We start from the raw sequence: 24,228 nt of genomic DNA, 5'->3' as shown, positions 1-24,228 counted from the left end.
CGTCCGGGTCGCCGGCCTGACATGCTGCACCCATGCCGTCGTCCCGTGGTTCGCGTCCGCTCCCGCACCAGGAAGTCGTTCGTCGTGCTACCCAGCAGTACGCCTCCCTGCACCCGAAGTTGCGCGTCGCCGCTGAAGAAGCGGTCGATCTCGTCGTCGGCATCCTGGACGACGCCGGCCTCAACTACCTGACCGTCACCGGCCGAGCCAAGAGCGTCGAGTCGTTCGCCGACAAGGCCGGCCGGTTGCGGGACGGTACGCCGGTCTATCCCGACCCGATGTCCGACATCGGCGACGTGATCGGTCTGCGGGTCATCACCTACGTGCGTTCGGACGTCGCGGCGGTCGCTCAACTGCTGGCCACCGAGGCAGTCGTGCTGGACGACCGGGACATGGGCAGCGAGACCGCGAGCGAGGGGCGCTGGGGTTACGCGAGCCGGCACCTGCAGATCCAGCTCTCGGCCGAGGACCGCAAGGCCCACCCGAAGATCGGAGACCGGCACGTACAGGTGCAGATCCGTACCGTGCTGCAGCACGCATGGGCCGAGTTCGAGCACGACATCCGTTACAAGGGGACGGTTCCGGATGAGTACCGCTCCGACTTCGATCGTCGTTTCAGTCTTGCGGCGGGTCTGCTCGAGCTCGCCGACCTCGAGTTCTCGGCGATCCGCGAACGCCTGCAACGGCCGGTGCACGCGCCCTCCTCCGGCGACCCCGAGGTCGACCCGCGCATCGACCCGCGCGAGTTGGCCGCGTTCCTGGCCGGTCAGTACGCGGACGCCAGCTGGTCGCGTCCGGAGCACTACGCCTGGATGTCGGGGCTCGTCCTCGAGCTCGGGATCACCTCGCTGACCGAGCTCGCCGATGCGATCCGCAGTATCGACGTCGCGGACGTGGACCGGCGAATGGGTTATCGCAACCCGCCGGGCGCCGTCCGCCGGTTGGATGACGTCCTGCTGGTCGCGTTCGGTGAGAGGTACATCGATCTGCACGACAACTCCCACCGCGTCGACCGGCTGAAGACGCGGCTGGCGAAGATGAAGTCCGCCGGCTGACTCGCCTACGCACTCATCAGCGGCTTCTGAACGCCCAAGGCTTCCGCCGACTTTGGCTGGTTGAGCCCTACGGCGGAATGTCACCACCGCCGGCCGCAGGCTTCGGGGGCCTAGGAGCGTTCGCTGGTTGAGCCCTGCGCCCGAGGTACGAGGGCGCAGGTGCCGAAACCACGGCGACATAGACGGACACCCGACCCGCCGAGGAAGGGCTGTGCATAAATAGGCCCGCGAAGCCGGGCTGTGGATACCGTCAAGTAGCGAATTCTGTTGTCGACGAACGAAATTCAGGGACCAAACCCTTCCCCACACTGTTCGAACACCTGTACGATGAAGGTAGACCGGAAGCGCACCAAGGGAGGGTGAGTGGGCATGGTGAACGAACGCTGGTCGAGTAGCTGCGAGCCCCCAGGGGCGAGCGGCGCGATCGAGACCCGGTGCGGTTCGACGGCTGCTGAACCGGCCCCTGCGTACCCGGGCGAGGCGGGTGAGTGTGCTGGGTCGGTGCGTGAGGTGCTGCCGGATGTGTGCCGGTTGGCGTCGATCTCGGTGAATCTGAGTGATGTGGAGCTGACGGTGGCGGCGCAGTCGTTGGCGGTGATGATGCAGCAGGCGGAAGCAGCGTTGGTGGCGGTAACTGCTGAGGCGATCGAGCGGGGAGCGGTGGATCGGTCGACCGCGGCGGGTGCGGGGCAGTGGGTGCAACGGTTGTCCAGTGGTGAGGACGCGGGCTCAGTGCTCGGCGCGCAGACAGCGTCGCTCGCGGGGCCCCTGGTTCGGGTGGATCCGGTTGAGACAGAACACGATTCCGACGGTTCCGACTGTTCCGACGGTTCTGATGTGTCGTGTGCTGTGGCTGCTGGTGGTTTGGAGCCGGCGCATGCTGCCCGGGTTGCTCGGTTGGCGGACGCGTGTCGGTCGCCGTTGAATGCTCGGTTGGCTGCTGCGGTGACCTCGGGGGCGGTGAACACCACGATCGCGAATGCGGCGTTGTTCAACACCGCGAAGGTGAAAGCGGTGGTGCCGACCGCGGGTGTGGACGAGATTTATGGGTGGTTCCTGTCGCTGGCGCCGGGTGATGGGGCGCGGGCGGTGCGGGAGTTGACCAAGCGGATCCTGGCTGAGTACGGCCAGGAGGTGCTGGATGAGAAGGAAGACGCGTTGCAGCGGCACGAGTCGTTGTCGTGGACTGATCTGCCGGAGGGCATGGTGCGGTTCACCGGTGACTTCTCTGCTGATCATGCCGAGGTGATCAAGCACGCGATCGGAGCATTGTCGGCGCCGTCACCGGTGTCGGAGTGCTGCGAGGATCCGCATCACCGGCACTACCCGGGTGCGAGCAGGTCGGGTGAACCGGATCTGCGGACGCCGGGCAAGCGGCGCGCGGATGCGTTGCTGATGTTGATCATGGTGGGTGCGCAGGCTGTTGATGGTGACGGCAGTGTGAAGACGTTCGGGACGGCCCGGTTGGTGGTCACGATCGATTACGGGGTGCTCGCCAAAGCGCTTGCGGGGTTGGGCGTCACTGATGGTGGTGTGGGTGTCACACCGGACACGGTGCGGCAGTTGGCGTGTGATGCGGAGATCATTCCGATGGTGTTGGGTTCGAAGAGTCAACCGTTGAACGTCGGACGCAAAGTCCGGTTGGTCGACAAGGAACTGCGACGAGCAGTGATCCAACGAGATCGGCACTGCAGCTTCGATGGGTGCACGCGGCCGCCGGTGATGTGCGAGGTCCACCACGTTCAACCGTGGTGGACCGGTGGTGAAACATCCCTGGCGAACTCAGCCCTGTTGTGCGGCACGCATCACCGGATCGTGCACCGTGACAACCTCACCGCGACCGTTACCGACGAAACCGTGACCTGGCACCACCAAAAGAAGACCGCCTCCGCGGCCTGACCGATCGAAGCCCTCAGGTTCGACCGATGTTTTCAGTTCCACCGAGGGGTCATTCGCCAGGACATGATTCCTGTCACCACTCGGTGACGTTCTCGAGCGAAATGAATCAGAGCGACGCGAGCACTTGTAGCGTCACGACGCTGCGAGATTTGTGAGCGGCGTAGCGGTCCGTCTACTCGTGAGCAGCAAGACCGCGACCGCCTCGCACAGCACGGCGAGGACGATCGCCGCCGCTCCCACCGCGGTGCTGAGTGAGACGACAGTGGCGACCGCGCCGACGCCGATCGCGGTGGCGGCCTGCAGCGTGTAGGCGACCAGATAGAGGAACGACAGTGTGGCACCCCGGTGATGCGTAGGAGACAGGTCGTTGATGAGTCCGAGCCCGCCGGTGAACGCCAGCGCGTAGGCGATCCCGCCGACGACGCACCAGCCGAGGAACAACGGAAGCGATCCGAAGCCGCTGGCCGCCGCCATGAGTGCGAGGCTCACGAGAGTGAGCGCGGTGCCGGCCCAAATGAGAGCGCGGGCATGGAACCGCGGCAGGAAAAGGCCAGTGACCCCGATGCACGCGGATGACGTGGCCAGCAGGCTCCCGACGAGAGCGGTGTTCTCGTTGTGGGTGAACTGGTCGATCATGTGGGCGCCCAAGGACAGGAAGATCGCACCGACGCAGTAAGCCAGGCTCACCGAGAGCGTCGAGATGACGAACCCGGTCCGGAATCCGGTGGGGACGAACGGTACCTGCGGTCGCCACCGCTTCGTCATCAGTGGTCGGTCGTCCGGGGTGGCCCACACCGCCGCACCCGCCGTCACGGCAAGGACGAGCAGGACGATGTAACTCCACAGCAGCGGGCGAGGGAGGTGTTCGGCGAACAAGCCGCTGAGCAGCAGGGCAAAAGTGAGACCGGTTGCCGTCGCGACGGTGGCGACAGTGCTCGCGGAGCGAGGGTTGCGGCTGGTGTTGTTCTCGATCAGGGACGCGGTCGCGGCGCCCATTGCCAGGCCCGCCCCGGCGCCCTGCAGCACGCGTCCGACATAGAGGAAGGCGACGTTGGGTGCGAATGCGAACACGATCGCGGAGGCTGCCATGAGCGCGATGCCCGCGAGCATGATGCGGCGCCGTCCGAACAGGTCGGACAGATTCCCGAACAAGGGGAGCACCACGACCAGCGCGAGTTGATAGGTCGCGAACACGGTCGTGACCGCGACTGGCGGTAGATCCCACTTCACCGCGTAGAGCGGATAGAGGACGCTCGGCGCTCCCGACGACCAGAGCGACAGGCCCAGGACGCACGCCGCGGACCAGAACGCCCTGCGCCGGCCCAGGCGGTTCATGATGCTTGGGCGCGGACGCGTCCGAACAACACACGGCCCATCGCGCGTTCCCTCCGTCGTCGTCCGGTCTCAAGGATCAGCCGAAGTAACTGTCGAGCATGAGGTCATCCGTCACGCGAAGTGCCCCCGGCAGGATTCGAACCTGCGACACCCGCTTTAGGAGAGCGGTGCTCTATCCCCTGAGCTACGAGGGCGGGGGCCGGGCGCCCGGCCGGAGCAGTCTAGTTCGCAGCTGGTCGAACCTGCGAACTCACCGGGCGACTCACAGTTCGTCCAGCTTGTCCGCCAGGTCGTCCTTTGCGGGCGGGTGAGTGTCTTTGGCAGCTTGCTCGGCCGCGTACCGCCCTTCGGGTGTGAGTGGCTCGAGTTCGCCCGGAGACAGGTCACCTGTTCGCAGGTCGATCTGTTCACCCAGATAGCGCAGTGTCACCGCGACCGTCGCGGCGAGAGGCACGGCGAAGAAGGCGCCGACGATGCCGAACAACTGGCCACCCAGCGCGATCGACAGCAGCACCAGCGCAGGGTGCAACTCCATGGAACGGCTCTGCAGCAAGGGCTGCAGGATGTGGCCCTCGAGTTGCTGCACCAGCAGGACGATCAGCAGCACCAGCAACGCGGTCGTGACGCTCTTGGTCACCAGCGCCACCAGCACCGCGAGCGTCCCGGCGACGAACGCACCGACGATCGGGACGAACCCACCGAAGAAGGTCAGCAGCGCCAAGGGCAACGCGAGCGGGACGCCGAGCACCACCAGACCGAGACCGATGAAGAACGCGTCCACCGCGGAGACCAGGGCCTGCGTCCGGATGAACCCGGACAGGGTCTGCCACACGCGGGTGAGCATCTCGGTGAAGTGGGCGCCGGCGCCGCGTCCTGCGATCGAGCGCAGCCACGGCAGGAAGTGCGGTCCGTCCTTGATCATCAGGAAGCACAGGATCAGGGCCACGATGAGGTTGACCAGGATGTGTCCGGCGGTCGTGACGCCGGTGAAGACACCGCTGGCGATCTTGTCGCCGGATGTCTGCAGCTTGTCGGTGATGGCCTTGACCGCGTTGTCGATCTGCTCGGGCTGCACGTTGAACGGCGGGCCTTCGAGCCAGTCCTGGATCTTGTTGACCCCGTCGATCGACTTGCTGGTGAGTTCGGGCACCTGCGAACTCACCATCGGCGTCATCAGCGCGATGATCGCCGCGAACACTGCGATCGCACCGAGCAGGCTGGTGACGGCGGCGGCCGCAGGGGAGAAGCCGCGCGAACGCAGCCAGCGGGTCGGCGGCCACAACACGGTGGCGATGACGAGCGCCAGGCACACCGGCAGCAAGGCCGACCAGAAGATGCCCACGATCTTCAGCACGGCCCACAGGGCGGCCAGGATCAGCAGCGTTCTCAGAGCCCAGCCGGCGGTCCAACGCATGCCTCGTCCGATGACCATGGCCCGGTCGACGCCCTCGTTGGTCGTGCGCGCCTTCGCGACCTTCGACCCGGCAGCCACCCGCTCGCCCAGGATGCGGGGCCGTACCTTGGCGGTCCCGTCGCCGGAGTCCTCGTCCGGACGCGTGGGCTTCTGTTTGGGGCCCGCGAGCTTTGTACCCAGGCGGGACAAGCCCAAGCGTTTCAGCATTGTTCTCCTTCAAGCGGCGAAGTCCGAGCCGGCCCCGAGGATGAGGACCGGCGCCGGACGCTGTCCCCACTGAACCACCTCGATCGGCGCAACGGGGAACTAGCGCGGGAACGGGCAGGTAACCTACCGGAACGATGAGTGACTCCTCGGTATCCACAGCTGCGTCGTCGTCCGCCGGCCCTGCGCGAAACAAGCGCATCGCCGCGGGCGCCGGACTGCTCGCGCTCACCCTCGGCACCGGTGGCGCGGTCTCGGCGATGGTCGGCTCGTCGGACGAGGTCGCGTCCTGCGCCGAGCCGGCGAAGGTGTCCGTGTCGGTGACCCCGGAGTTGTACCCAGTCGTCTTCGAGCAGGTGGACGCGTTGGAGTCCAACCCCACGCTGTGCGCGGACTACGTCGTCAGCCGCGCATCGGGTGAAAGCGTCAACCGGGCCGTGAAGGCGGGCGGCCAGGGCATCCCGGACGTGTGGATCCCCGATTCCTCGATGTGGGTGGACGACGCCACGGCGAAGCTCGGTGCGGGCTGGGTCGGAAACTCCGGTTCGATCGCCAGCAGTCCCGTGGTTGTCGGCGTGCCGCAGGCACAGTCCTCCGTGCCCGGTTTGGACAAGACCCCGACTTGGGCGCAGCTCCTCAGCGCCGGCAATCTCCCGGTCACCGTTCAGGACACCGGTGTCTCCTCGACCTCGCTCGCCGCGATGACCGTCGCGAACCGCGGATCGGGCACCCGTCAGGAACGCACCGACCTGCTGCGCTCGATCGTTCGACTCAGCCGTTCGACCCTCTCGCCGGAGTCGCTGGCCGGCCGCGCTGTGCAGGGGTCGGACGCCGCACGCGCATACCCGCTGTCGGAACAACAGTTGCTCGAGTTCGACCGGACCCACCCGGACAAGAAGCTGCGGCCGCTGATTCCGCAGGAAGGCGTCCCGCAGCTCGACTTCCCGTTCGTGCGTCCGGTCAAGGCAACCTCCGCACCGCAGAACGCGATCGATGCGTTGCTCGCCTCTCTGCGCAGCGCGCAGGCGAAGTCGGCGCTGAACAAGGCGGGCTTCCGGGTGCCCGGGGGACAGGCGCCGGACAGTTCGGCACTTCCCTCCGGCATCAAGCTGGTGGCGGCGCCCAAGAGCGCCGAGAACGTCAGCGCCGTCAAGTCGTGGGGTGACCTGGCACGCGACGCACGCATGCTCGTCCTGGTCGATGTATCGGGCTCGATGATCGCCGAGGTGGGGCCGAAGCAGAGCCGGATCGACCTGCTCGCCAGCACCGCGAAACTCGCACTGAACGCGCTCCCGGGCACGACTCAGATCGGTGCCTGGGCGTTCAGCACCGACCTCGACGGCAAGGGTAAGGACTATCTGGCGATCGTTCCCGAGGTCGCCGAGATCGGTAACACCCCGTCCGGCAACGCGCACAAGCAGAAGATGGTCGACAAGCTCGGACAGCTACCCGCCTTGGTCGAGAAGAACGGGGACACCGGTCTGTACGACTCGATCTGGGCGGCGTACCAGGCGGCGACCAAGAGCTACCGAGACGGCTACGTCAACTCGATCGTCGTGATGACCGACGGCAAGAACGACGACCCGGGTGGCGGGCTCAGTCTCCAGCAGCTGCTGAAGAACCTCGGCGGCGCCTACAAACCCGACAAGCCGATCAAGCTGGTCGCCATCTCGATGGGCCAGGACACCGATCCGGCCGCGCTCAAGCAGATCGCGAGGGCAACCGACGGGTTGTCCTACGTGACCAAGGACCCCTCGGAGATCTCAACTGTGTTCGTCGACGCATTCCTGCACCGAAGCTGACGATGACCGACACCACCGCAACGGACGACCGTTCCGCGCACGACATCGCCGGCTGGCGCGAGGAGCTCACCGGTATCGGCGGACCCAACACCTTGTTGTGGTTCGACGACCGCGGACGCGGCATGCTCGAACTCACCACCGCGCACCCGGCCGGGGTGGCTCGCCTGTTCTCCTCCGGCAGCGCCCGTCTGTCGCAGGTGGTGCGGGAGTCCTACGCCTACGCCGAGGCCTCGCGCCGGCTGCGGATGATCGAGGCCAAGGTGGTGGAACTGCAGGAGGACCGCGGCATCGATTCCTGCTGGATGGGTATCGGCCTGGCCGGGTGGAAGGTGCGGGGCAGCGGCACGCCTCCGCTCGCCCCGGTGCTGCTGCGCCGGGTGCGCCTGCAACGGGTCGCCGGGCACCCGGACGACCTGCTCATCCAGGTCACGAGTCCCGCGATCGTCAACCCGGCGCTGGTTGCGTACCTACGGCAGGCCTACGGCATCGAGGTCGACGAGGACGCGTTGACCGCGCTCGCCCGCGCCAGTTCACCGTCGGACCCGCGACAGGTGTTCGACGAACTACGCCGAGCGTGCACCGCGGTGCCCGGCTTCGAGATCCAGCGTCGCCAGATCATCAGCACCTTCAACCTCAGCAAGGCCGACCTCGTCGGTGACCTGATGGACGAGCACGCTCCCGGTCACCCGGTGCTGGATGCGCTCAGCGGTGACCCGGACGCGCTGGACGCGATCCGCGCAGTGCCGCCGGAGCCCGACCCCACCGGGCTGTCCGAAGCCCACGGCGTGCTGGCATCGGACGCCTCGCAGGAAGCCGTGCTCAGCGCTGTGCTCGCCGGCGCCCACCTGACGGTCGACGGGGCGCCCGGTACCGGCAAGACCCAGACCATCGCCAACCTCGTCGCTGCGCTCGCGGCGCAGGGCCGGCCGATGTTGCTGGTCAGTCACAAGCGCGCCGCCATCGAAGCGGTGAACAGTCGGCTGACCGAGGTCGGGCTCGGCGACCTTGTCGCACACATGAGCGACGGGCGTCCGGGCCCTGAGTTCGAGGAACTGTTCAACCGGCGTATTCAGGAAGCGATCGCCTCGTCCGTGCAACCCCCTGCGGTGCAACGGAACCCGTCGGTCTTCGCGCAGAAGTTGCAGGAGCACCACCAGCGGATGCACCGGCTGCACTCGCCGTGGCAGGTCTCGCTGGCGCAGACCCTCGAGGCGATCACCGCGCTGGGCGATCGGCGTCCCTCACCGCGCTCACATGTCCGGCTGGCCGGCGGCGACCTGCTGGCGCTGTCACCCGCGCAGCGCGACGAAGCCGGACGCCGCCTGCTGGCCATCGCGCGCAAGGGCGCGTGGCCGACCAGCGGTGAGAACGACCCTTGGTACGGCGCCGCCATCGCCGGTCCGCAGCAAGCGCAGCGGACGCGCAACAGCGTCACCGAGTTGGCGAACGAGCGACTCGGCGCGCACCGTGCGCTGGTCGAAGATCTCTTCGACCAGGTCGGCCTGCCCTCACCCGCCGACATGCGCGAGGAGGAGGAGTGCCTCGAACTGCTCCAGCACGTGACCGACACGCTCGAAGTCTTCCGCCCCGAGGTGTTCGAGGCGCCGCTCGGCGACCTGGCCGCAGCTACCGGCGACCGCCACTACCGGCGCGAACACGACTCGAAGGTCGGGGTCATGGAACGGCGCCGGTTGGTCGCGCAGGCGCAGGAGTTGCTGCGTCCGGGACCGCGTCCCGATCTGCACGGTGTGCTGGTGCAGGCGTTGCGGCAGCGGGTCACGTGGCGCCGGATCGCGGGCAAGGGTTCCCGGCCGGCCGCACCGAAGGGTCTGGCCGACGTGGTCGCCGCCCACGAGAAGATGCGCAGCGAACTCGAGTGGCTCGGGCAGCGACTGTCCACCACCGCCGACGGCGGGGACCTGCTCGACCAGTCGTTCGACTCGCTGCAGGCGCGCCTGGGACGGTTGTCGCACTCGATCGAACGACTCGGCGTCATCCCCGAGGTAACCACCGACATCGATGCATTGCGTGCACAGGGACTCGGCGACCTCGTCGACGAACTCGCACACCGGCAGGTCAGCCCCGACGAGGTTGTGCCCGAACTCGAATTCGTTTGGTGGACTTCGCTTTTCGCTCATCTTCACGATCCTGCCGAGGGTACTGATGCCGCAGGTCAGCAGATCCGCGATCTGCTGCACCAGTACGCGGCCGATGAGCAGGAGCGCCGCGCGGAACGCGCCGGCTTCGTGCGCTCCAAGCTGGACGAACGTCTGCGGTTCGTCGTACGCAACCTGCCTGAGCAGGTGCGGGACGTCCAACAGGGTCTGGCCCGCGGGGCCAGTCTGCGGGACCTGTTGCCGGCTGCACCCGAGCTGATGATGGCGCTCATGCCGTGCTGGGCGATGAGTCCCCTGCTCGTACCCGCCCACGTCCCGGCGGGCGTCTGGTTCGACGTCGTCGCGATCGACGAGGCGTCCCGGATGAGCACCGCGGAGGCGGTGCCGGCGGTTCGGCGCGGTGCGCAGACCGTCCTGTTCGGTGACCGGCGTCAGCTGCGACCGAGTCGGTTCGCGGTCGACGCGGCGCGCACCCCGGCCGGTGCACGACCGACCCCCTCGATCCTGGACGAACTCACCGGGCTCGTACCGGCGATCGAACTGGGCACGCACTACCGATCGCGCGACGGGCGGCTGTTCGACTTCGCGAACATCCAGGCGTACGGCGCGAAGGTGCGCACCTTCCCCGCTCCGACGGACGGCCGGGTCATCAGGCTGGACATCACCGCGGCGGGTCAGGACGAGCTCGACCGCGTCGTCGACGTCGTGAGCAGTCACGCTGCACGTCCTGGACGCGGGTCGTTGATGGTGGTGGCACTGACCGACGAGCACGCCGAGCGACTGAACGCCCAGTTGGCGCGACGCGCAGTCACCGATCCCGGGGTACGGGCGCTGTTGGAGGAGAACTCCGCCGAAGCGTTCATCGTGCGCACCGCCGAACGCGCCCAGGGCTTCACCCGTGACGTCGTCGTGCTCAGCACCGGGTGCCGGGTGGACGAGGACGGCGGGCTTGTCGGCGCGGTGGCGCGTGTGTTGGACGACGGGGGCGAGCGTGCCCTGCTGGTCGCCACCACGCGGGCCCGCGAACAACTCGTCGTCGTCAGCGCGTTCCGGGCGGACGACGTCGCCGTGGCCGGACTGCACAGCCGCGGTGCCCAGATGTATCGCGACCTGCTCGTTCACGCGGCCACCGGTGGCGGGGCCGAACGGACCGCCGGCCCGCCGGGGTCGGCGGGAAAGAGCAAACAGTCTCGCCGTCGGCGCACCGCCTCGACCGGCAGTGTGCTGGATCGGCCCCTGAGTAAACCCGTCGACGAACCGGCACACCCGTGCATCGGCGACCTCGCGCGCCGGTTGCGCGGCGAGGGTCTGACCGTTCGGCCGGGGGCGGGCACGTCTCGCCCGGCGGTCGACCTGGTGATCGTCGAGGGTGAGCCCTTGGTGGTCGACACCGACGCCGTCGCCTTAGCCGAACTCGGCAACGTACGCGATCGCGATCTCGTGCGTCCGGCGCAGTTGCGCGCTCGCGGCTGGCGGTACGAGCGACTGGCGCTGGGTGAGGTCTTCAGTGACCCCGCCCAGCAGATTGCTCGGTTGGCTGAGGTCGCCACACGCACGCAGGACGGGGCGTAGTGACCGAGCAGCCGCGGCGACGCAAGCACCGTCGGGTGGTGCGACCGGCGACCGGCGGCGAATCCGGCCCGGAGCCGCGTGCGGACGAACCGGCCAAGGAGGATCTGACGCCGCGCGACCGGGCCCACGAGACCTGGCTCAACGAGCAGCGTCCGCCGCACTGGGAGTAGTGAGGCAACGAAGAACAAGAACGGGCGCCCCGATCGGGGCGCCCGTTCCTGTTGTGGTGCTGGGTGATCAGCGGCCCATGCGCAGGGCGTCGCGAATCTCGGTGAGGACGCTGAGTTCGGTCACGTCGTCCTCTTCCTTCTGCTTCATGAAGCGGGCCTTGAAAGCCTCGTACGGCTTGACGACGCCGAAGTAGACGACGGCGGCGACGATCAGGAAGCCGATCAGCGCGGTGAGGAAGTTACCCACGCTCACGCCGCCCGGCTTGTAGTTGGAGAAGTCGGGGGTCCCGCCGGCCTTGCCGATGAGGTCCATGATGATCTTGACGAAGGCGTCGACAACCTTGGCGAAAACGGTGGCGATGACAACCGCAACAGCGAGTTCGACGACGTTGCCCTGCAACAGGAATTTCTTGAAGCCACTCACGGCTGTTTCCTTCTCTTTTCGGGGTCTTTGTGCTTCGGTGCTTTCTGCAGGAAGCGCCGCCACAGTAGCGGAGCAACCCGGAGTGGAAAAATCCGAAACGCCCACATGGCGACGTTTGTTGTGTCAGGCCCGTGACGATGCGGCCGCGATCAAGCCCGTCCCGAGGGTCGTCGCAGAGGCCAATGCGCCCGCCAGTTGCGCGGAATTCCGCTGCTCCACCGCGATGACCAGCGTGGGCTCTCCGGGTGCAGTCACGTCGTGAGGCCCGACCTTTGGGGTGGTGGACATCACCACTCGCGCCGAGCTCACCACCAGTCGTCGGGTGGCCGGGTCGTAGAGATCGACACGGTCGCCGGCTCTGAGCAATGCCGCCAACTGTGGGTCGGCGAGCGGGATCGTGAAGGCCTGTTCGCCCGGACGCAGCGCCTTCCAGGCGCTGTGGGCCAGTCGGGTCGCCGTGACCGGTTCGCCCGCAGCGATAGCGCCCGTGGTCACCTGTCCGGCCGCCTGGGCAGGTCGCAGCAGACCGGGGACGACGACGCCGGCGGGCCACTGCACGATCTTCAGGTCGGCTGAGCCGAGCGTCGTGCCGGCGGCGATGGGACGTGCCGCGACGGTGACCGCGACGGTCGCAGCCGCGCTCGGTCGCAACGCCGCCCACGTCGTCCACAGCGCCAGCACCGCGAGCACCACCGCACCGGTGCGTCGCAGGCGGGTCCGGCGCCACCTCTGTGCGCGGCTGCCGGTGCGTGCCGATCCGAACCGACTCACGGCAACTCGAAAGGAAGGGTGATTCCGTCGAGCGCATTTCTGCATTCACAGTTCGAGTCGTCGACGGGCGGAAGCTGCGCGATGGTGCGTCGCACCAGATCTTTCAGGTGCTCAACCTTCGTCGCGAACACCGCCAGTACTTCTTCGTGGGTGACACCCGGGTGGCCCTCCACCCCCGCGTCGGCGTCGGTGACCAGGCAGACGCTGGTGAAACACATCGCGAGTTCGCGGGCGATCGACGCTTCGGGCATCCCGGTCATGCCGACGACCGACCACCCGGCTGCTTGGTGCCATTGCGACTCGGCGCGGCTGGAGAAGCGCGGCCCGTTGATCACCACCAACGTGCCGCCGTCGACCGGTGGTAGGTCGGCGTCGTCGCGTGCGGCGTCCAGCACCGAGGCTCGCCCGGTGGGGCAGTACGGATCGGCGAACCCGACGTGGACGACGGCCCCCGGTTCGTCGTACACGGTGTGTTCGCGACCCCAGGTGCGGTCGACGACCTGATCGGGCACCACGACGGTGCCGGGGCCGAACTCCGGTTTCAATGCACCGACGGCGCACGGGGCGAGGACCTGGCGCACGCCGACGCAGCGCAGGGCCCACAGGTTGGCGCGGTAGTTGACCCGGTGCGGCGGGAAACGGTGCCCCTGACCGTGCCGTGCCAGGAAGGCCACCGACCGTCCGCCGACCGAGCCGATGACGACGTCGTCACTCGGCGGACCGAACGGGGTGTCGACCGCGACCCGGCGGGCGTCGTCCAGGAAGGTGTAGAACCCGGATCCGCCGATGACACCGATCTCGGCTATGGGTGCGGACTCGGCGCCGGCGGTGCTCTGGGAAGTCATGCCGCGAGGTTAACGGGCGGCGCCCACGCCCAGCGGGTCCGCGAGGCCAGTCTGTGGATCGCAGACGACCCGCAGGCGGGGCTGTGGAGAATCGGGTCAGTCGGACTTCGGCGCAGGAGTGCTCGGGGCACTCGGGGCCGGCGTGCTGGAACCGGTGTCCGAGGACGAGGACGAGGACGAAGACGAGGAGGTGTCGCCCTTCTTGTCCTTCGCCGCAGGAGTCGTCGACGACGAGGAGGACGAGGAGTTGCTTCGGCTGTCGGTGCGGTAGAAACCGGATCCCTTGAAGACGACTCCGACCGAGTTGAACACCTTGCGCAGCTGACCACCGCACTCCGGGCAGTCGGTCAGGGCGTTGTCACTGAAGGACTGGACGATGTCGAACTGATGACCGCAGTTCTTGCAGCCGTACGAATAGGTGGGCACGTCGCACAATTCTAGGTCAGCGACGCCGGACGTCCTGCGCCACCGTCCGATCTGCCTCGTCCCGACGCCATCCGGCCAGACGTCCGCGATCACTCACCGCGCGGATCCGCTTGACGACGGACGTCCGAGAAGTGCTCGGCGTGACGACCAGCAACTGGTCGCCACGGTGCAGCACCGAACGCCTGCTCGGCACGAACGAATCGTCACCACGCTTGACCAGCGTCACGTTCGCGCCCTTGGGCAGACGCAGCTCGTGCACCTCGACCCCGTGCAGCAGCGAGCGCTCACCGATGCGCACCTGCACCACCTCGGCGTTCAGTTCGTCCAGGGGAGTGGCCTCGAGTTCGACGTCGACGACGTGCGATTCGTCGACGATGCCGAGCTTGCGGGCGACCCAGGGCAAGGTCGGCGCCTGCACGATCGTGAAGATCACGACGAGCATGAACACCAGGTCGAAGATCCACTCCGTGCCGCGGCTGCCGAGCGTCAGCGGCACCGTCGCGAGCACGACCGGGACGGCTCCGCGCAGACCTGCCCAGGACAGGAAGAGCTTCTCCCGCAACGAGATTCCGAACCCCGGCATCGACCCGAACACCGACAGCGGCCGGGCCACGAGCAACAGCACGAGACCGACGACGATCGAAGGCCAGATCTGTTCGTCCAGGCGGCGCGGGTCGGCCAGCAGCCCGAGCAGCACGAACAGCCCGATCTGCGCGAGCCAGCCGAGCGCCTGCGCGAAGCCGCGGACCGCTTGCCGATGCGGCAGTCCCTGATTGCCGAGCACGAGTGCGCACAGGTAGACGGCGATGAAACCGCTCGCGTGGATGACGTCGGCGAGTGCGAATGCGAGCACGCACGCCGCGACGACGCCGATGGAGAACAAGCCGGACGACCCGGGGGCCGAGCGCTTCATCAGTTTGCCGAGCACGAACCCGAGCGCGAGACCGATGGCCGAGCCGATGGCCAGTTCCGCGATTGCCGCGAAGCCGACCAGTCCCCAGTTCGGGTTGGCTCGATCATCAGCGCCGACAGTGGCCAAGGCGGAGACGAGCAGCACGACGGGGGCGTCGTTGAAGCCGGACTCGGCCTCCAACAGGCCCTTCAGTCGGTCGGGCAGCGGCACCTTGCGCAACACCGAGAACACCGCGGCAGCGTCCGTGGAGGACACGATCGCGCCGAGCAACAGCGCTGTCTCCCAACGCAGTCCGAGAAGGAAGTGCACGGCGACGCCGACCACACCGACAGAGATCAACACACCGATCGTGGACAACAGCATGGCTGGTAAGACGCTGCGTCTGATGCTGCTCCACTCGGTGGTCAGCCCACCTTCGGCGAGGATCAGCACGAGGGCGGCGTAGCCGAGTACCTCGGTCATCAGCGGGTCGGAGAACTCCAGGCCGAAGCCGGAGCTGCCGAGCATGAGCCCCATCGCGAGATACAGCAGCAGCGTGGGCAGCCCGGACCGGTTGGCCAGACGCACCGCGGCGACCGCGATCAGCAGGACGGCGCTGCCGATGAGCAGTGAGCGGGCCAGGTCGTCGAGGTCGTACGCGCCCGACTTCGGCACGGCCGCCAGCGTGGCGAAGCCCGAAAGGTGCACTTCGCCCCCTCCCGCCGTCGGCTACGGGGCGATTCTTCCAGTACCCCTGTCGCGCATGCGAACACCCTCGGACGTCAGGACGCCGTCGACCCGGGCGTCATGTGTTTCTCTCGGGACGGATGCGACGAGTTCATCCGGGAAGATCATCGCGATCACCGGTACTCCGGGGCGCAGCAGTCCGAGGGTGCGGTCGTAACAACCGCCGCCCTGGCCCAGGCGGTAGCCGTCCAGGTCGATCGCCAGGCCGGGGATGAGCGCGACGTCGGCAGCTTCGACCCCGCCGATGCCGAGGTCGACGTCCGGTCGCGTGACGTCGTGCCAGGACAGGCGCAGGTCGGCGAGCGTGTCCGGCACGATCACCCGCCAACCCGCGTCCTGCAACGCGGAGATGAGGACCTCGGTGGGCGGTTCGGTGGCCCACGACTCGTACGCGGTGATGGTGCCGGGTTCGAACCCGGCGAGGTGCTGCAGCAGACCGTCCCGGTAGGCCGCAGCGAGGGCGGCCCGGTCGGTCGCCGGGTCGTCGCGACGCGCACGGCGGGCGGCGCGCACCTGTGCCCGCGCGGCGGGCTTGTCCTCGGGCAGGGTGAGCACGCTCATGGGTCCAGTCTGAACCCGGCGATCGGCGTATGCACGGACGCCTCGGGCGCCTGACCCGACGCGCGGCGCTGCTCCATTAGCCTTGCGCCCATGAGTGCGTCCCGCAACGACCCGGTCCTGAAGGCCGTCATCCCGGCCGCCGGTCTCGGCACCCGGTTCCTGCCCGCCAGCAAGGCGATTCCGAAGGAGATGCTGCCGGTCGTCGACAAGCCGGCCATCCAGTACGTGGTCGAGGAAGCCGCACGCGCCGGCATCGAAGACGTCCTGATGATCACCGGGCGCAACAAGGCCTCGCTCGAGGACCACTTCGACCGCCACTGGGAACTCGAGGCGGCGCTGGAGCGCAAGCTGGACGACGAGAAGCTGCGCCGGGTGCGCAAGTCGGCCGATCTGGGCAATGTCCATTTCGTTCGTCAGGGCGAACCGCTCGGGCTCGGCCACGCGGTGCTGCAGGCCAAGGCGCACGTCGGTGACGCACCGTTCGCCGTCCTGCTCGGTGACGACCTGATCGACGAGACCGAGCACCTGCTCGAGGACATGATCGCCGCGCGCGGTCGTCATGGTGGCTCCGTCGTGGCGTTGATGGAGGTGCCGGCCGACCAGATCCACATGTACGGCTGCGCCGCCGTCGAGTCGATCGACGGAGAGACAGACGTCGTGCGGGTCACCTCGATGGTGGAGAAGCCCAATGCCGAGGACGCACCGTCGAATCTCGCGGTCATCGGGCGGTACGTGCTCGACCCCTCGATCTTCGCGGTGCTGGAGCAGACCGCGCCCGGACGCGGGGGCGAGATCCAGTTGACGGACGCACTGCTCGCCGAGGCCCAGAGCAGGAACGACGGCGGCGGTGTGCTCGGCGTCGTCTTCCGCGGCAACCGCTATGACACCGGAGACCGTCTGGACTACCTGAAGGCGGTCGTCCGGCTGGCGGTTCGCCACCGCGAGATCGGCGACGATTTCCGTTCGTGGCTCGGCGAGTGGGTCGAGACCGACGAGGGCTCGGGAGCGGCCGAGGGCCAGCAGCTGAAGCACTGATGGAACTGCTTGCGCCGTCCGACTACTCCGCACGCCTCACCGAGGCCGTTGCGGCCCTGCCGGCGGTCGACGTGGCGGTGACCGACTGTCTCGGTCTGGTGCTCGCCGAACCGGTGATCGCCCGAGCCTCGCTTCCGGGCTTCGACAACTCCGCGATGGACGGTTACGCCGTGCGCGCGCAGGACGTCCCCGACGCGGGCACCGTGCTGCCGGTCGCCGGCGTCGTACCGGCCGGTGACACCCGCCGCAACCGCCTCGAGCCGGGTACGGCGTGGCAGATCATGACGGGCGCGCCGGTGCCGGACGGCGCCGACACCGTCGTCCAGGTCGAGTTGACCGACGGCGGTACGGACGAGGTTCGTTTCGAGCGGGCGGCCGAGCCGGGTGTGTCGATCCGGCGGGCCGGTGAGGACGTGTCTGCGGGTGACGAGGTGCTCGCTGCTGGCACCCGGATCGCGGCCAGGCACGTGCCGGTCCTGGTCGCAGCAGGCTCGGCGACGGTGCGGGTCATTCCGCGCCCGAAGGTGGCGGTCATCAGCACCGGCGATGAATTGCGTTCTGTCGGAGACGAACTGGCTTACGGGCAGATCATCGACACCAACGCGCCCATGCTTGCCGCACTTGCGCGTCAGGCCGGCTTCGAGGTCGTACACATCGGACGCAGTGGCGACACCGCCGAGGCCGTGCTGGCCGCCGTGGAGCAGGCGTCCGACGCCGGCGCAGACGCGATCATCACCACGGGCGGGGTGAGCGCGGGAGCGTTCGAGCCGCTCAAGGCGGCGTTCGAGGGCGGCAGCGAGATCACGTTCAGCAAGGTCGCGATGCAACCCGGCAAACCGCAGGGTTTCGGAATCATCGGTGACCGGATGCCGCTGTTCGCGTTGCCCGGTAACCCGGTGTCGTCCCTGGTGTCGTTCGTGATGTTCGTCGCGCCCGCACTGCGCACCATGGCGGGGAGGACAACCGACATCGCCTGGCTGTCCGCACGGGTCACCAAGGGATGGCGTACCTCGCCCGGCCGGGCGCAGATCGCGCGGGTTCGCCTGTCGCAGAACGACCACGGACTCGGCGTCGCACCCAGCGGCGGCCCGGGATCACACCTGATGGGTGGTCTCGCCCACGCCGATGCACTCGCCTGGATCGACGCCTCCGCGGACGAAGTCACCGCAGGCGACGAGGTGCGCGTCGTCTCGCTGGAAGGGGAATTCGCATGACCGACAGAGGTTCTGGTCTGACCCACGTGCGATCGGACGGTTCGGCGCACATGGTCGACGTCAGCGCCAAGCAGATCACTGCTCGCGAGGCGAAAGCGCGCGGGTCGGTGTTGCTGTCGGACGCCGCCATCGACGCGCTGCGCTCGGACAACGTGCCGAAGGGGGACGCGCTCGCGGTCGCCCGCATCGCCGGCATCCAGGCCGCCAAACGGACCCCCGAGCTCGTCCCGCTCGCCCACCCGGTGGCGATCCACGCGGTCGCAGTCGACTTGCGAGTCGAGGACGACCGGGTCGAGATCGAGGCGACCGTCCGCACTGCCGACCGCACCGGCATCGAGATGGAGGCGCTCACCTGCGTCACCGTCACGGCGCTCGCGCTGGTCGACATGGTCAAGGCGGTCGACAAGCATGCGCGGATCACCGACGTCCGGGTCACCGCCAAGTCCGGTGGGCGCTCGGGCGACTGGACCGAGGCGTAACGCCGTGCGAAGGGCGGTGGTCATCACGGCCTCGACCCGCGCTGCGGCCGGTGTCTACGACGACCGGTCCGGTCCGATTGCGGCGCAAGCGTTGCGGCAGTGGGGTTTTCACGTCGACGAACCCGTGGTCGTTGCTGACGGTCCGGCGGTGGGTGAGGCCCTACGCGCCGCTATTTCTTCGGGCGCCGACCTGGTGCTGACCACCGGTGGCACCGGACTCAGCCCCACCGACAGCACCCCCGAACAGACCTCGCCGTTGCTCGACCGGCAGGTGCCGGGCATTCCCGAGGCGCTGCGAGCAGCCGGTGTTGCCAACGGAGTGGCCGGCGCGATCCTGTCGAGAGGTCTCGCCGGCGTCGCCGGACGGACGCTGGTGGTCAACCTGCCCGGTTCGACCGGGGGAGTGCGCGACGCGATCGACGTATTGCATCCGGTGGTCGAACACGCCCTCGATCAGATCGCCGGCGGAGACCATCGGCGTGAGTGACCGCCCGTGGCCGGTTGCGGTCGAAGCAGTACACCTCGGTCGGCGAATCAAGCTGCGACCGTTGCGAACTCGGGCTGATCGCAACGAGTACCTGCAGTTGCGGCGTGACAATTCCGACTGGAACCGTCCCTGGGACTCCTCTCCGCCGGTGCCGCTGCCCACGGGGATGTCGTTCGCGCAGATGGTGCGCCAGCAGGATCGCGAGGCGAAGGCCGGGCGCCTGCTCCCGTTCGTGCTCGAGGTCGACGGTGCGATGGCCGGTCAGGTGCACCTGTTCGGCATCTCCCGAGGTGCGCTGCTGTCCGGCTCCGCCGGTTACTGGATTGCCGAATCCCTTGCCGGACAGGGGATCATGCCGTTCGCGCTGGCGATGACGATGGACCACGGTTTCGAGCGCGAAGGGTTGCACCGGGTCGAGGTCAACATCCGTCCGGACAACCCACGCAGCCTGCGCGTGGTCCAGAAGCTGGGCCTGCGGGACGAGGGTCTGCGAGAGCGGTACCTGCACATCGACGGGAAGTGGCGCGACCACCGCACCTTCGCGCTGACGACCGAGGATTTGGACGGCGAGAGCGTCGTCGACCGTCTCAATCGGCTTTCACGGCAGTCACTTCCGCGACACACCGAGTAGGTCCGCTGCTGCTGCGGTTCGCACAACTACCGTCGGGTTCGTGCCGACCACAAGCTTGCTCATCCTCCTCGTCGTCGCGATCTGGGCTGCCTATCTGCTGCAGCATTGGATCCGCCGACGGGAAGCGATGGCGACCGCTCGTTCGGTCGATCGGTTCTCCGAAGCGATGCGGGTGCTCGCCAAGCGCGACCCGCTGCCGCAGGGGATCGCGCCGATGGTGCGCCGACGTTCCGCCGCCCAGCAGGCACCGCAGGTCAGCGTCAAGGCAGCCCGCACCTCCTTGCGCGCCGGACAACCCACCGTGGGAGACAAGATGAACGACGAAAAGCATGTGCCGCAGCACGATTCGCGGCGTGACCGGTTCGAGGGCATCACCACCGGTGGCAAGCAGGCACTCGCCAAGGTGCGCGGTCTCGACGGACGTCAGGTTCGTGGCATCTCGCTGCTGACCGCGCTCGGGTTCACCGCACTGATGCTCGTGCTCGCTCCCTTCGGAGTCGTCTCCTGGTTGGCTCCGCTCGCCGGAGTGATGATCACCGCCGGTGTCGTGCTGTGGCTGCGCAACACCGCGATCGCCGAGCGTCGGGCTCGCGAGCAGGCCCGCCCGACCCGTGCGCCGCGTCGTACTGTCCGCACCGAGTCGTTCGCGGCACCGGCCGAGCCGATGGCCGACACGATGAACGAGCCCGTCGCAGTCGAGGAATCGCGCATCGTCATCGAGACCACCCCGAGCCCGGCGCCGTTCGGGTTCGAGGAGCAGCCGCAGGAAGCGCCTGTTGTGCAAACCGCGGTTGCCGAGCAGATCTTCGACGCCGAGGGCTGGCAGCCCACCTCCGTCCCGCGTCCGACGTACGCGATGAAGGAGCGGGCGCCGCAGACTCAGGTCGCACCGGCCGCCACTGTTGCCGACACCCCGGTCGAGGACCTTCCGTTCGACGGCCTGGCCCTGGACGAGGAACTCGAGGAACTGCCCGCGGTCTACCGCGCCGGCTGATCCCAACAGCACCGCAAAGCGCGACGGTCGCGCCTTACGCCCCGGTATGAAGCGGTACTCCGGCGTAACGCGCGACCGTCGCGCTGTGCGCCTACGAGCGAGCCCCGCTCCGATTGGTGAGCCCGCGGCGGCTGGTGTTATCGTTTCCTCGCTCTGGGGCTATGGCGCAGTTGGTAGCGCGTCTCGTTCGCAATGAGAAGGTCAGGGGTTCGAATCCCCTTAGCTCCACCACATCGAGAGGGAGCTCAGGCACACAGTGTCTGAGCTCCCTTTCGCTTTCTGCGGCACAGGGGGACCGTCATCTGGCGGACCAGACCTCGTCCGGACATCCAGATCTCAACTGGTGCGGCCGGCGCTGCCAGATGTCACCCGGATCGCCGGTCGCGATCAGGATGGCAAGACAAAACGCCGGACCAGCCGGTTGATAGGCTCCCAACGAACAATTGGGCACGATTCCGCGCGATTCCAGGAGCAGATCGAACAGTGGTGGACTTCAATGAGGCCTTCGGCCCGGGAGACGTCGACGGTGGCCTCATCAACGTCGTCATCGAGATCGGCAAGGGCAGCACCCTGAAGATCGAATGGGACCGCGAGAACAAGGTGATGAAGCTCGACCGCGTCGAGCCGCAGGTGTTCACCAAACCCACCAGCTACGGATTCATACCGCAGACACTGGACGAGGACGGCGACGAACTCGACGTGCTGGTGCTGACCGAGGAACCGCTGCCGACCGGGCTGGTCATGGAGGGCCGTGTCGTCGGCATCATGAAGTTCATCGACGACGGTGAGGTCGACGACAAGGTTGTCGTGGTCCCGTCCGATGACCGCAACACCGGCGACGGCATCACCAGCCTCGACGACGTGAACCCGCAGCTGATCAAGCAGATCGAGTTCCACTTCAACAACTACAAGGCGCTGAAGAAGCCCGGTTCGACGAAGGTCGACCACTGGGGTGACGCCGCGGAGGCCATCGAGGTCATCCACGAGTGCATCGAGCGCTGGAACACCAAGTAGTCGTGTCACAGGTCGAGGGGGCGGCCGCACTACTCGGGCGAGAGCCCGCTCACCGCGTTTCGCCGCGCGCGAAATGGATGTGGCTGTGCTCGGAGGCGATCTCCTCGGTCGTCGTGATCGGCATTCTCATCTGGGTCTGGACCAAGGACTGGATCCCGAGTCCGTGGGACACCACCCTGCTCGTCCTGGCGATCGTCGAGGCGATCGTCAGCATGATCGTTCAGCCGCAATGGCGTTACCGGGTGCACCGGTACGAGGTCACCGACCAGGCCGTCTACACCCAGCACGGCTGGCTGAACCAGGAGCGCCGGATCGCCCCGATCCCGCGCATCCAGACCGTCGACACCGAACGCGGGCCGCTGGCCCAGCTGTTCAAGCTGTCCACCGTGACGGTCACGACGGCGTCCGCGAAGGGGGCACTGCGGATCGTCGGCCTCGACCGCACCGAGGCCGACCGGATCGCAGCCGACCTCACCCGCATCGCTGCGGCGGACGGTGGGGACGGCACCTGAGATGAGCGACGATCAGCAGCCCGATGCCGGTCTGGACGATACGGCGCGACAGGACCACCAGAGCCTGCCACCTACGCCGCCGCAGAACGATGCCGGCGAATGGAGCCGCCTCGACCCGCGGATGCTGCTGATCCACCCGTTCCGTGAGATCGGTCGGGCCATCCCGCTGCTGGTCGGTGCACTGTTCGCCGGACGCAACCTCGGCGGCGGCACCGGCTGGTTGTGGCCGGTCGTGGGCACCGTACTGGTCGTGTTGTTCGGTGTGCTGCGCTGGTTCACCACCACCTACCGCTTCACGCCCGAGCACATTCAGTTGCGCACCGGACTGTTCGAGAGGTCCACCCTGGCGGCCGCCACCGACAAGGTCCGGACGGTCGACGTCACCGCGCCGCTGCTGCACCGGCTGGTCGGGTTGGCGACGGTCGAGATCGGCACCGGCGCGGGGGACAAGCCGGTCAAGCTCGACGGTCTTCCTGCGTCCGAGGCAGCCCGTCTGCGCGCCGACCTGCTGCAACGCCGCCGGACGCCGGCGCCGAACTCACTCGAGCACGAAGGCGCGGGCAGCGACACCGAGGAGAACGCCGAAGGTGCTGTCCCGCGATGGGTTTCGAAGGATGAAGCCGATGAGGTGCTCTACCGCTTCGAACCCAAGTGGTTGCTGTACGCGCCGCTCGGACTCGCCGGCTTCGCGACCGCCGGTGCGGTGCTGGGCGTCCTGTTCCAGACGGTCGACCAGCTGAACTTGTGGCCCTCGGACGATTCCGCCGTCAACGACGCATGGACCCGCGCCGAGAACCTCGGTGTGTTCGCGATCATCGCCGTTGCTGGACTGCTCTTCCTCGCCGTCGTTTCACTGCTGGCCGTCGTGGGCGCTGCGATCAGCAACTTCGGTTTCACGCTCGGTCGCGATGTGCACGGCCGCACCCTGCACCTGCAGCGTGGTTTGTTCACCACCCGCTCCACCTCGTTGGAGACTCAGCGGTTGCGCGGCGTCGAGGTGCAGCGTCCGATCCTGTTGCGCCGCTTCGGTGGTGCGCGGCTGACGGCCATCGTCACCGGCTTCTCTCTGGACGCCGACGCGGGTCAGCGGGCGGTGCTCGCGCCGTCGTCGCCCTACGAACGCATCGTGCAGACCGGCAACACCGTCCTGCGCGGTGACATCCTGGACGGCCCGCTTCGCCGGCACGGCAGCGCCGCGACCCGACGTCGTTACATCCGCTCGATCGTCCCGGCCTCGGTGCTGGCCGTGGGTCTGGTCGTCGGCGGTCACTTCCTCGGCCGCATCGTGCCCGCGATCGTGCTGGCTGTGTTGCTCGTGCTCGCCTCGATCCTGCTCGGACGGTCCCGCGCACACTGGCTCGGCCACGCCGTCGTCGACGACCACCTGGTGACCCGCAGCGGATCGCTCGCGATGAGCACCGCGGCACTCGACCTCGACGCCACTGCCGCAGTCACTGTGCGGCGCAGCTTCTTCCAGCGTCGGGCCGGCTTGGCCTCTGTGGAGGTCGCTCTGGGCGCGGGGCGCCAGGGCTATCGGGTCACCGACCTGGCGGACCACAGCGCCGAGGAACTCACCGCCTTCGTCGTGAACCGGGCGATGCGCCGCTGACCAGCGGAGCAACTACCGG

At 67.9% G+C, this 24,228-nt stretch carries 22 protein-coding genes and 2 tRNA genes; 15 read left to right on the top strand and 9 right to left on the bottom strand.

Features of this window, described 5'->3' with window-relative positions; translation table 11 throughout:
• The first annotated feature begins 32 nt into the window (after nt 1-32).
• Both MF407_RS11750 and MF407_RS11745 read left to right on the top strand, forming a co-directional pair.
• The gene (locus MF407_RS11750) at nt 33-1,055 is read left to right on the top strand and encodes a GTP pyrophosphokinase (RefSeq protein ID WP_141927621.1); all 1,023 of its coding nucleotides are present in this window, start codon (nt 33-35) and stop codon (nt 1,053-1,055) included.
• A gap of 369 nt (nt 1,056-1,424) precedes the next feature.
• Nucleotides 1,425-2,954, top strand: coding sequence for a DUF222 domain-containing protein (locus MF407_RS11745; RefSeq protein WP_345770863.1), 1,530 nt, complete (start codon nt 1,425-1,427; stop codon nt 2,952-2,954).
• A gap of 132 nt (nt 2,955-3,086) precedes the next feature.
• On the opposite strand, the gene MF407_RS11740 is transcribed toward MF407_RS11745, so the two are convergent.
• From MF407_RS11740 to MF407_RS11730, 3 genes are all read right to left on the bottom strand, one after another.
• Nucleotides 3,087-4,289, bottom strand: coding sequence for an MFS transporter (locus tag MF407_RS11740; protein WP_239702383.1), 1,203 nt, complete (start codon nt 4,287-4,289; stop codon nt 3,087-3,089).
• Between the two features lie 121 nt (nt 4,290-4,410).
• A tRNA-Arg gene (locus tag MF407_RS11735) sits at nt 4,411-4,483 on the bottom strand.
• A gap of 68 nt (nt 4,484-4,551) precedes the next feature.
• Nucleotides 4,552-5,910, bottom strand: a complete 1,359-nt coding sequence (locus MF407_RS11730; RefSeq protein ID WP_239702382.1) for an AI-2E family transporter — start codon at nt 5,908-5,910, stop codon at nt 4,552-4,554.
• A gap of 134 nt (nt 5,911-6,044) precedes the next feature.
• Here MF407_RS11730 and MF407_RS11725 point away from each other — a divergent pair, with 134 nt between their 5' ends.
• From MF407_RS11725 to MF407_RS11715, 3 genes are read left to right on the top strand one after another with little or no spacing between them, the layout of a single operon-like run.
• Nucleotides 6,045-7,709, top strand: a complete 1,665-nt coding sequence (locus tag MF407_RS11725; protein ID WP_239702381.1) for a substrate-binding domain-containing protein — start codon at nt 6,045-6,047, stop codon at nt 7,707-7,709.
• A gap of 2 nt (nt 7,710-7,711) precedes the next feature.
• Nucleotides 7,712-11,398 (top strand): hypothetical protein, encoded by a 3,687-nt coding sequence (locus MF407_RS11720; RefSeq protein ID WP_239702380.1) that lies wholly within the window; start codon nt 7,712-7,714, stop codon nt 11,396-11,398.
• The gene (locus tag MF407_RS11715; RefSeq protein WP_239702379.1) at nt 11,398-11,568 is read left to right on the top strand and encodes a hypothetical protein; all 171 of its coding nucleotides are present in this window, start codon (nt 11,398-11,400) and stop codon (nt 11,566-11,568) included. The genes MF407_RS11720 and MF407_RS11715 overlap by 1 nt, the downstream gene beginning before the upstream one ends.
• A 67-nt stretch (nt 11,569-11,635) precedes the next feature.
• On the opposite strand, the gene MF407_RS11710 is transcribed toward MF407_RS11715, so the two are convergent.
• The 6 genes from MF407_RS11710 to MF407_RS11685 all read right to left on the bottom strand — a co-directional run bounded on the left by MF407_RS11710 (nt 11,636) and on the right by MF407_RS11685 (nt 16,234).
• Nucleotides 11,636-11,992 (bottom strand): MscL family protein, encoded by a 357-nt coding sequence (locus MF407_RS11710; protein ID WP_239702378.1) that lies wholly within the window; start codon nt 11,990-11,992, stop codon nt 11,636-11,638.
• 123 nt (nt 11,993-12,115) lie between these two features.
• Nucleotides 12,116-12,763 (bottom strand): SAF domain-containing protein, encoded by a 648-nt coding sequence (locus tag MF407_RS11705; protein ID WP_239702377.1) that lies wholly within the window; start codon nt 12,761-12,763, stop codon nt 12,116-12,118.
• A complete protein-coding gene (locus MF407_RS11700; RefSeq protein WP_129625304.1) occupies nt 12,760-13,608 on the bottom strand; it encodes an S-methyl-5'-thioadenosine phosphorylase in 849 nt (282 codons plus the stop codon). Before MF407_RS11700 ends, MF407_RS11705 begins: the two co-directional genes overlap by 4 nt.
• Nucleotides 13,609-13,704: 96 nt before the next feature.
• Nucleotides 13,705-14,034 (bottom strand): FmdB family zinc ribbon protein, encoded by a 330-nt coding sequence (locus MF407_RS11695; RefSeq protein WP_239702376.1) that lies wholly within the window; start codon nt 14,032-14,034, stop codon nt 13,705-13,707.
• 16 nt (nt 14,035-14,050) lie between these two features.
• Nucleotides 14,051-15,634 (bottom strand): potassium/proton antiporter, encoded by a 1,584-nt coding sequence (locus MF407_RS11690; protein ID WP_239702375.1) that lies wholly within the window; start codon nt 15,632-15,634, stop codon nt 14,051-14,053.
• A 21-nt stretch (nt 15,635-15,655) separates the two neighbouring features.
• Nucleotides 15,656-16,234, bottom strand: coding sequence for a 5-formyltetrahydrofolate cyclo-ligase (locus tag MF407_RS11685; RefSeq protein ID WP_129625306.1), 579 nt, complete (start codon nt 16,232-16,234; stop codon nt 15,656-15,658).
• A 90-nt stretch (nt 16,235-16,324) separates the two neighbouring features.
• Between MF407_RS11685 and galU the strand changes: the two genes are divergently transcribed.
• The 10 genes from galU to MF407_RS11635 all read left to right on the top strand — a co-directional run bounded on the left by galU (nt 16,325) and on the right by MF407_RS11635 (nt 24,209).
• Nucleotides 16,325-17,269 (top strand): UTP--glucose-1-phosphate uridylyltransferase GalU, encoded by a 945-nt coding sequence (gene galU / locus MF407_RS11680; protein ID WP_239702374.1) that lies wholly within the window; start codon nt 16,325-16,327, stop codon nt 17,267-17,269.
• On the top strand, nt 17,269-18,483 hold the full coding sequence (gene glp / locus MF407_RS11675) for a gephyrin-like molybdotransferase Glp (RefSeq protein ID WP_239702373.1): 1,215 nt from the start codon (nt 17,269-17,271) through the stop codon (nt 18,481-18,483). The genes galU and glp overlap by 1 nt, the downstream gene beginning before the upstream one ends.
• Nucleotides 18,480-18,962, top strand: a complete 483-nt coding sequence (moaC, locus tag MF407_RS11670; RefSeq protein WP_239702372.1) for a cyclic pyranopterin monophosphate synthase MoaC — start codon at nt 18,480-18,482, stop codon at nt 18,960-18,962. The genes glp and moaC overlap by 4 nt, the downstream gene beginning before the upstream one ends.
• A 4-nt stretch (nt 18,963-18,966) precedes the next feature.
• Nucleotides 18,967-19,449: a MogA/MoaB family molybdenum cofactor biosynthesis protein gene (locus MF407_RS11665; RefSeq protein ID WP_345770862.1), complete on the top strand. Its 483-nt coding sequence runs from the start codon at nt 18,967-18,969 to the stop codon at nt 19,447-19,449.
• Nucleotides 19,442-20,080 (top strand): GNAT family protein, encoded by a 639-nt coding sequence (locus MF407_RS11660; protein WP_141927631.1) that lies wholly within the window; start codon nt 19,442-19,444, stop codon nt 20,078-20,080. Before MF407_RS11665 ends, MF407_RS11660 begins: the two co-directional genes overlap by 8 nt.
• 40 nt (nt 20,081-20,120) lie before the next feature.
• A complete protein-coding gene (locus MF407_RS11655; protein WP_239702370.1) occupies nt 20,121-21,074 on the top strand; it encodes a hypothetical protein in 954 nt (317 codons plus the stop codon).
• A 155-nt stretch (nt 21,075-21,229) separates the two neighbouring features.
• A tRNA-Ala gene (locus MF407_RS11650) sits at nt 21,230-21,305 on the top strand.
• Between the two features lie 255 nt (nt 21,306-21,560).
• Nucleotides 21,561-22,088 carry an inorganic diphosphatase gene (locus MF407_RS11645; protein WP_205744701.1) on the top strand — a complete coding sequence of 176 codons (528 nt, stop codon included), beginning with the start codon at nt 21,561-21,563 and terminating at the stop codon, nt 22,086-22,088.
• A gap of 2 nt (nt 22,089-22,090) precedes the next feature.
• Nucleotides 22,091-22,600 carry a PH domain-containing protein gene (locus tag MF407_RS15920; protein ID WP_239702369.1) on the top strand — a complete coding sequence of 170 codons (510 nt, stop codon included), beginning with the start codon at nt 22,091-22,093 and terminating at the stop codon, nt 22,598-22,600.
• Between the two features lies 1 nt (nt 22,601).
• On the top strand, nt 22,602-24,209 hold the full coding sequence (locus MF407_RS11635) for a PH domain-containing protein (RefSeq protein WP_239702368.1): 1,608 nt from the start codon (nt 22,602-22,604) through the stop codon (nt 24,207-24,209).
• The last annotated feature ends 19 nt before the right edge of the window (nt 24,210-24,228 follow it).

It is taken from the genome of Yimella sp. NH-Cas1, assembly GCF_022359705.1.
Taxonomy (GTDB): domain Bacteria; phylum Actinomycetota; class Actinomycetes; order Actinomycetales; family Dermatophilaceae; genus Yimella; species Yimella lutea.
Note: the sequence above shows the minus strand (reverse complement) of the source record. Positions and strands in the feature narration are given on the sequence as shown.

Bases quoted from the DNA above. Each gene is read 5' to 3' on its own strand.
- MF407_RS11635 (WP_239702368.1), top strand. From the start codon at position 22,602: ATGAGCGACGATCAGCAGCCCGATGCCGGTCTGGACGATACGGCGCGA.
- galU (WP_239702374.1), top strand. From the start codon at position 16,325: ATGAGTGCGTCCCGCAACGACCCGGTCCTGAAGGCCGTCATCCCGGCC.
- MF407_RS11745 (WP_345770863.1), top strand. From the start codon at position 1,425: ATGGTGAACGAACGCTGGTCGAGTAGCTGCGAGCCCCCAGGGGCGAGC.
- MF407_RS11730 (WP_239702382.1), bottom strand. From the start codon at position 5,910: ATGCTGAAACGCTTGGGCTTGTCCCGCCTGGGTACAAAGCTCGCGGGC.
- glp (WP_239702373.1), top strand. From the start codon at position 17,269: ATGGAACTGCTTGCGCCGTCCGACTACTCCGCACGCCTCACCGAGGCC.
- MF407_RS11700 (WP_129625304.1), bottom strand. From the start codon at position 13,608: ATGACTTCCCAGAGCACCGCCGGCGCCGAGTCCGCACCCATAGCCGAG.
- MF407_RS11720 (WP_239702380.1), top strand. From the start codon at position 7,712: ATGACCGACACCACCGCAACGGACGACCGTTCCGCGCACGACATCGCC.
- MF407_RS11685 (WP_129625306.1), bottom strand. From the start codon at position 16,234: ATGAGCGTGCTCACCCTGCCCGAGGACAAGCCCGCCGCGCGGGCACAG.
- moaC (WP_239702372.1), top strand. From the start codon at position 18,480: ATGACCGACAGAGGTTCTGGTCTGACCCACGTGCGATCGGACGGTTCG.
- MF407_RS11740 (WP_239702383.1), bottom strand. From the start codon at position 4,289: ATGAACCGCCTGGGCCGGCGCAGGGCGTTCTGGTCCGCGGCGTGCGTC.
- MF407_RS11750 (WP_141927621.1), top strand. From the start codon at position 33: ATGCCGTCGTCCCGTGGTTCGCGTCCGCTCCCGCACCAGGAAGTCGTT.
- MF407_RS11725 (WP_239702381.1), top strand. From the start codon at position 6,045: ATGAGTGACTCCTCGGTATCCACAGCTGCGTCGTCGTCCGCCGGCCCT.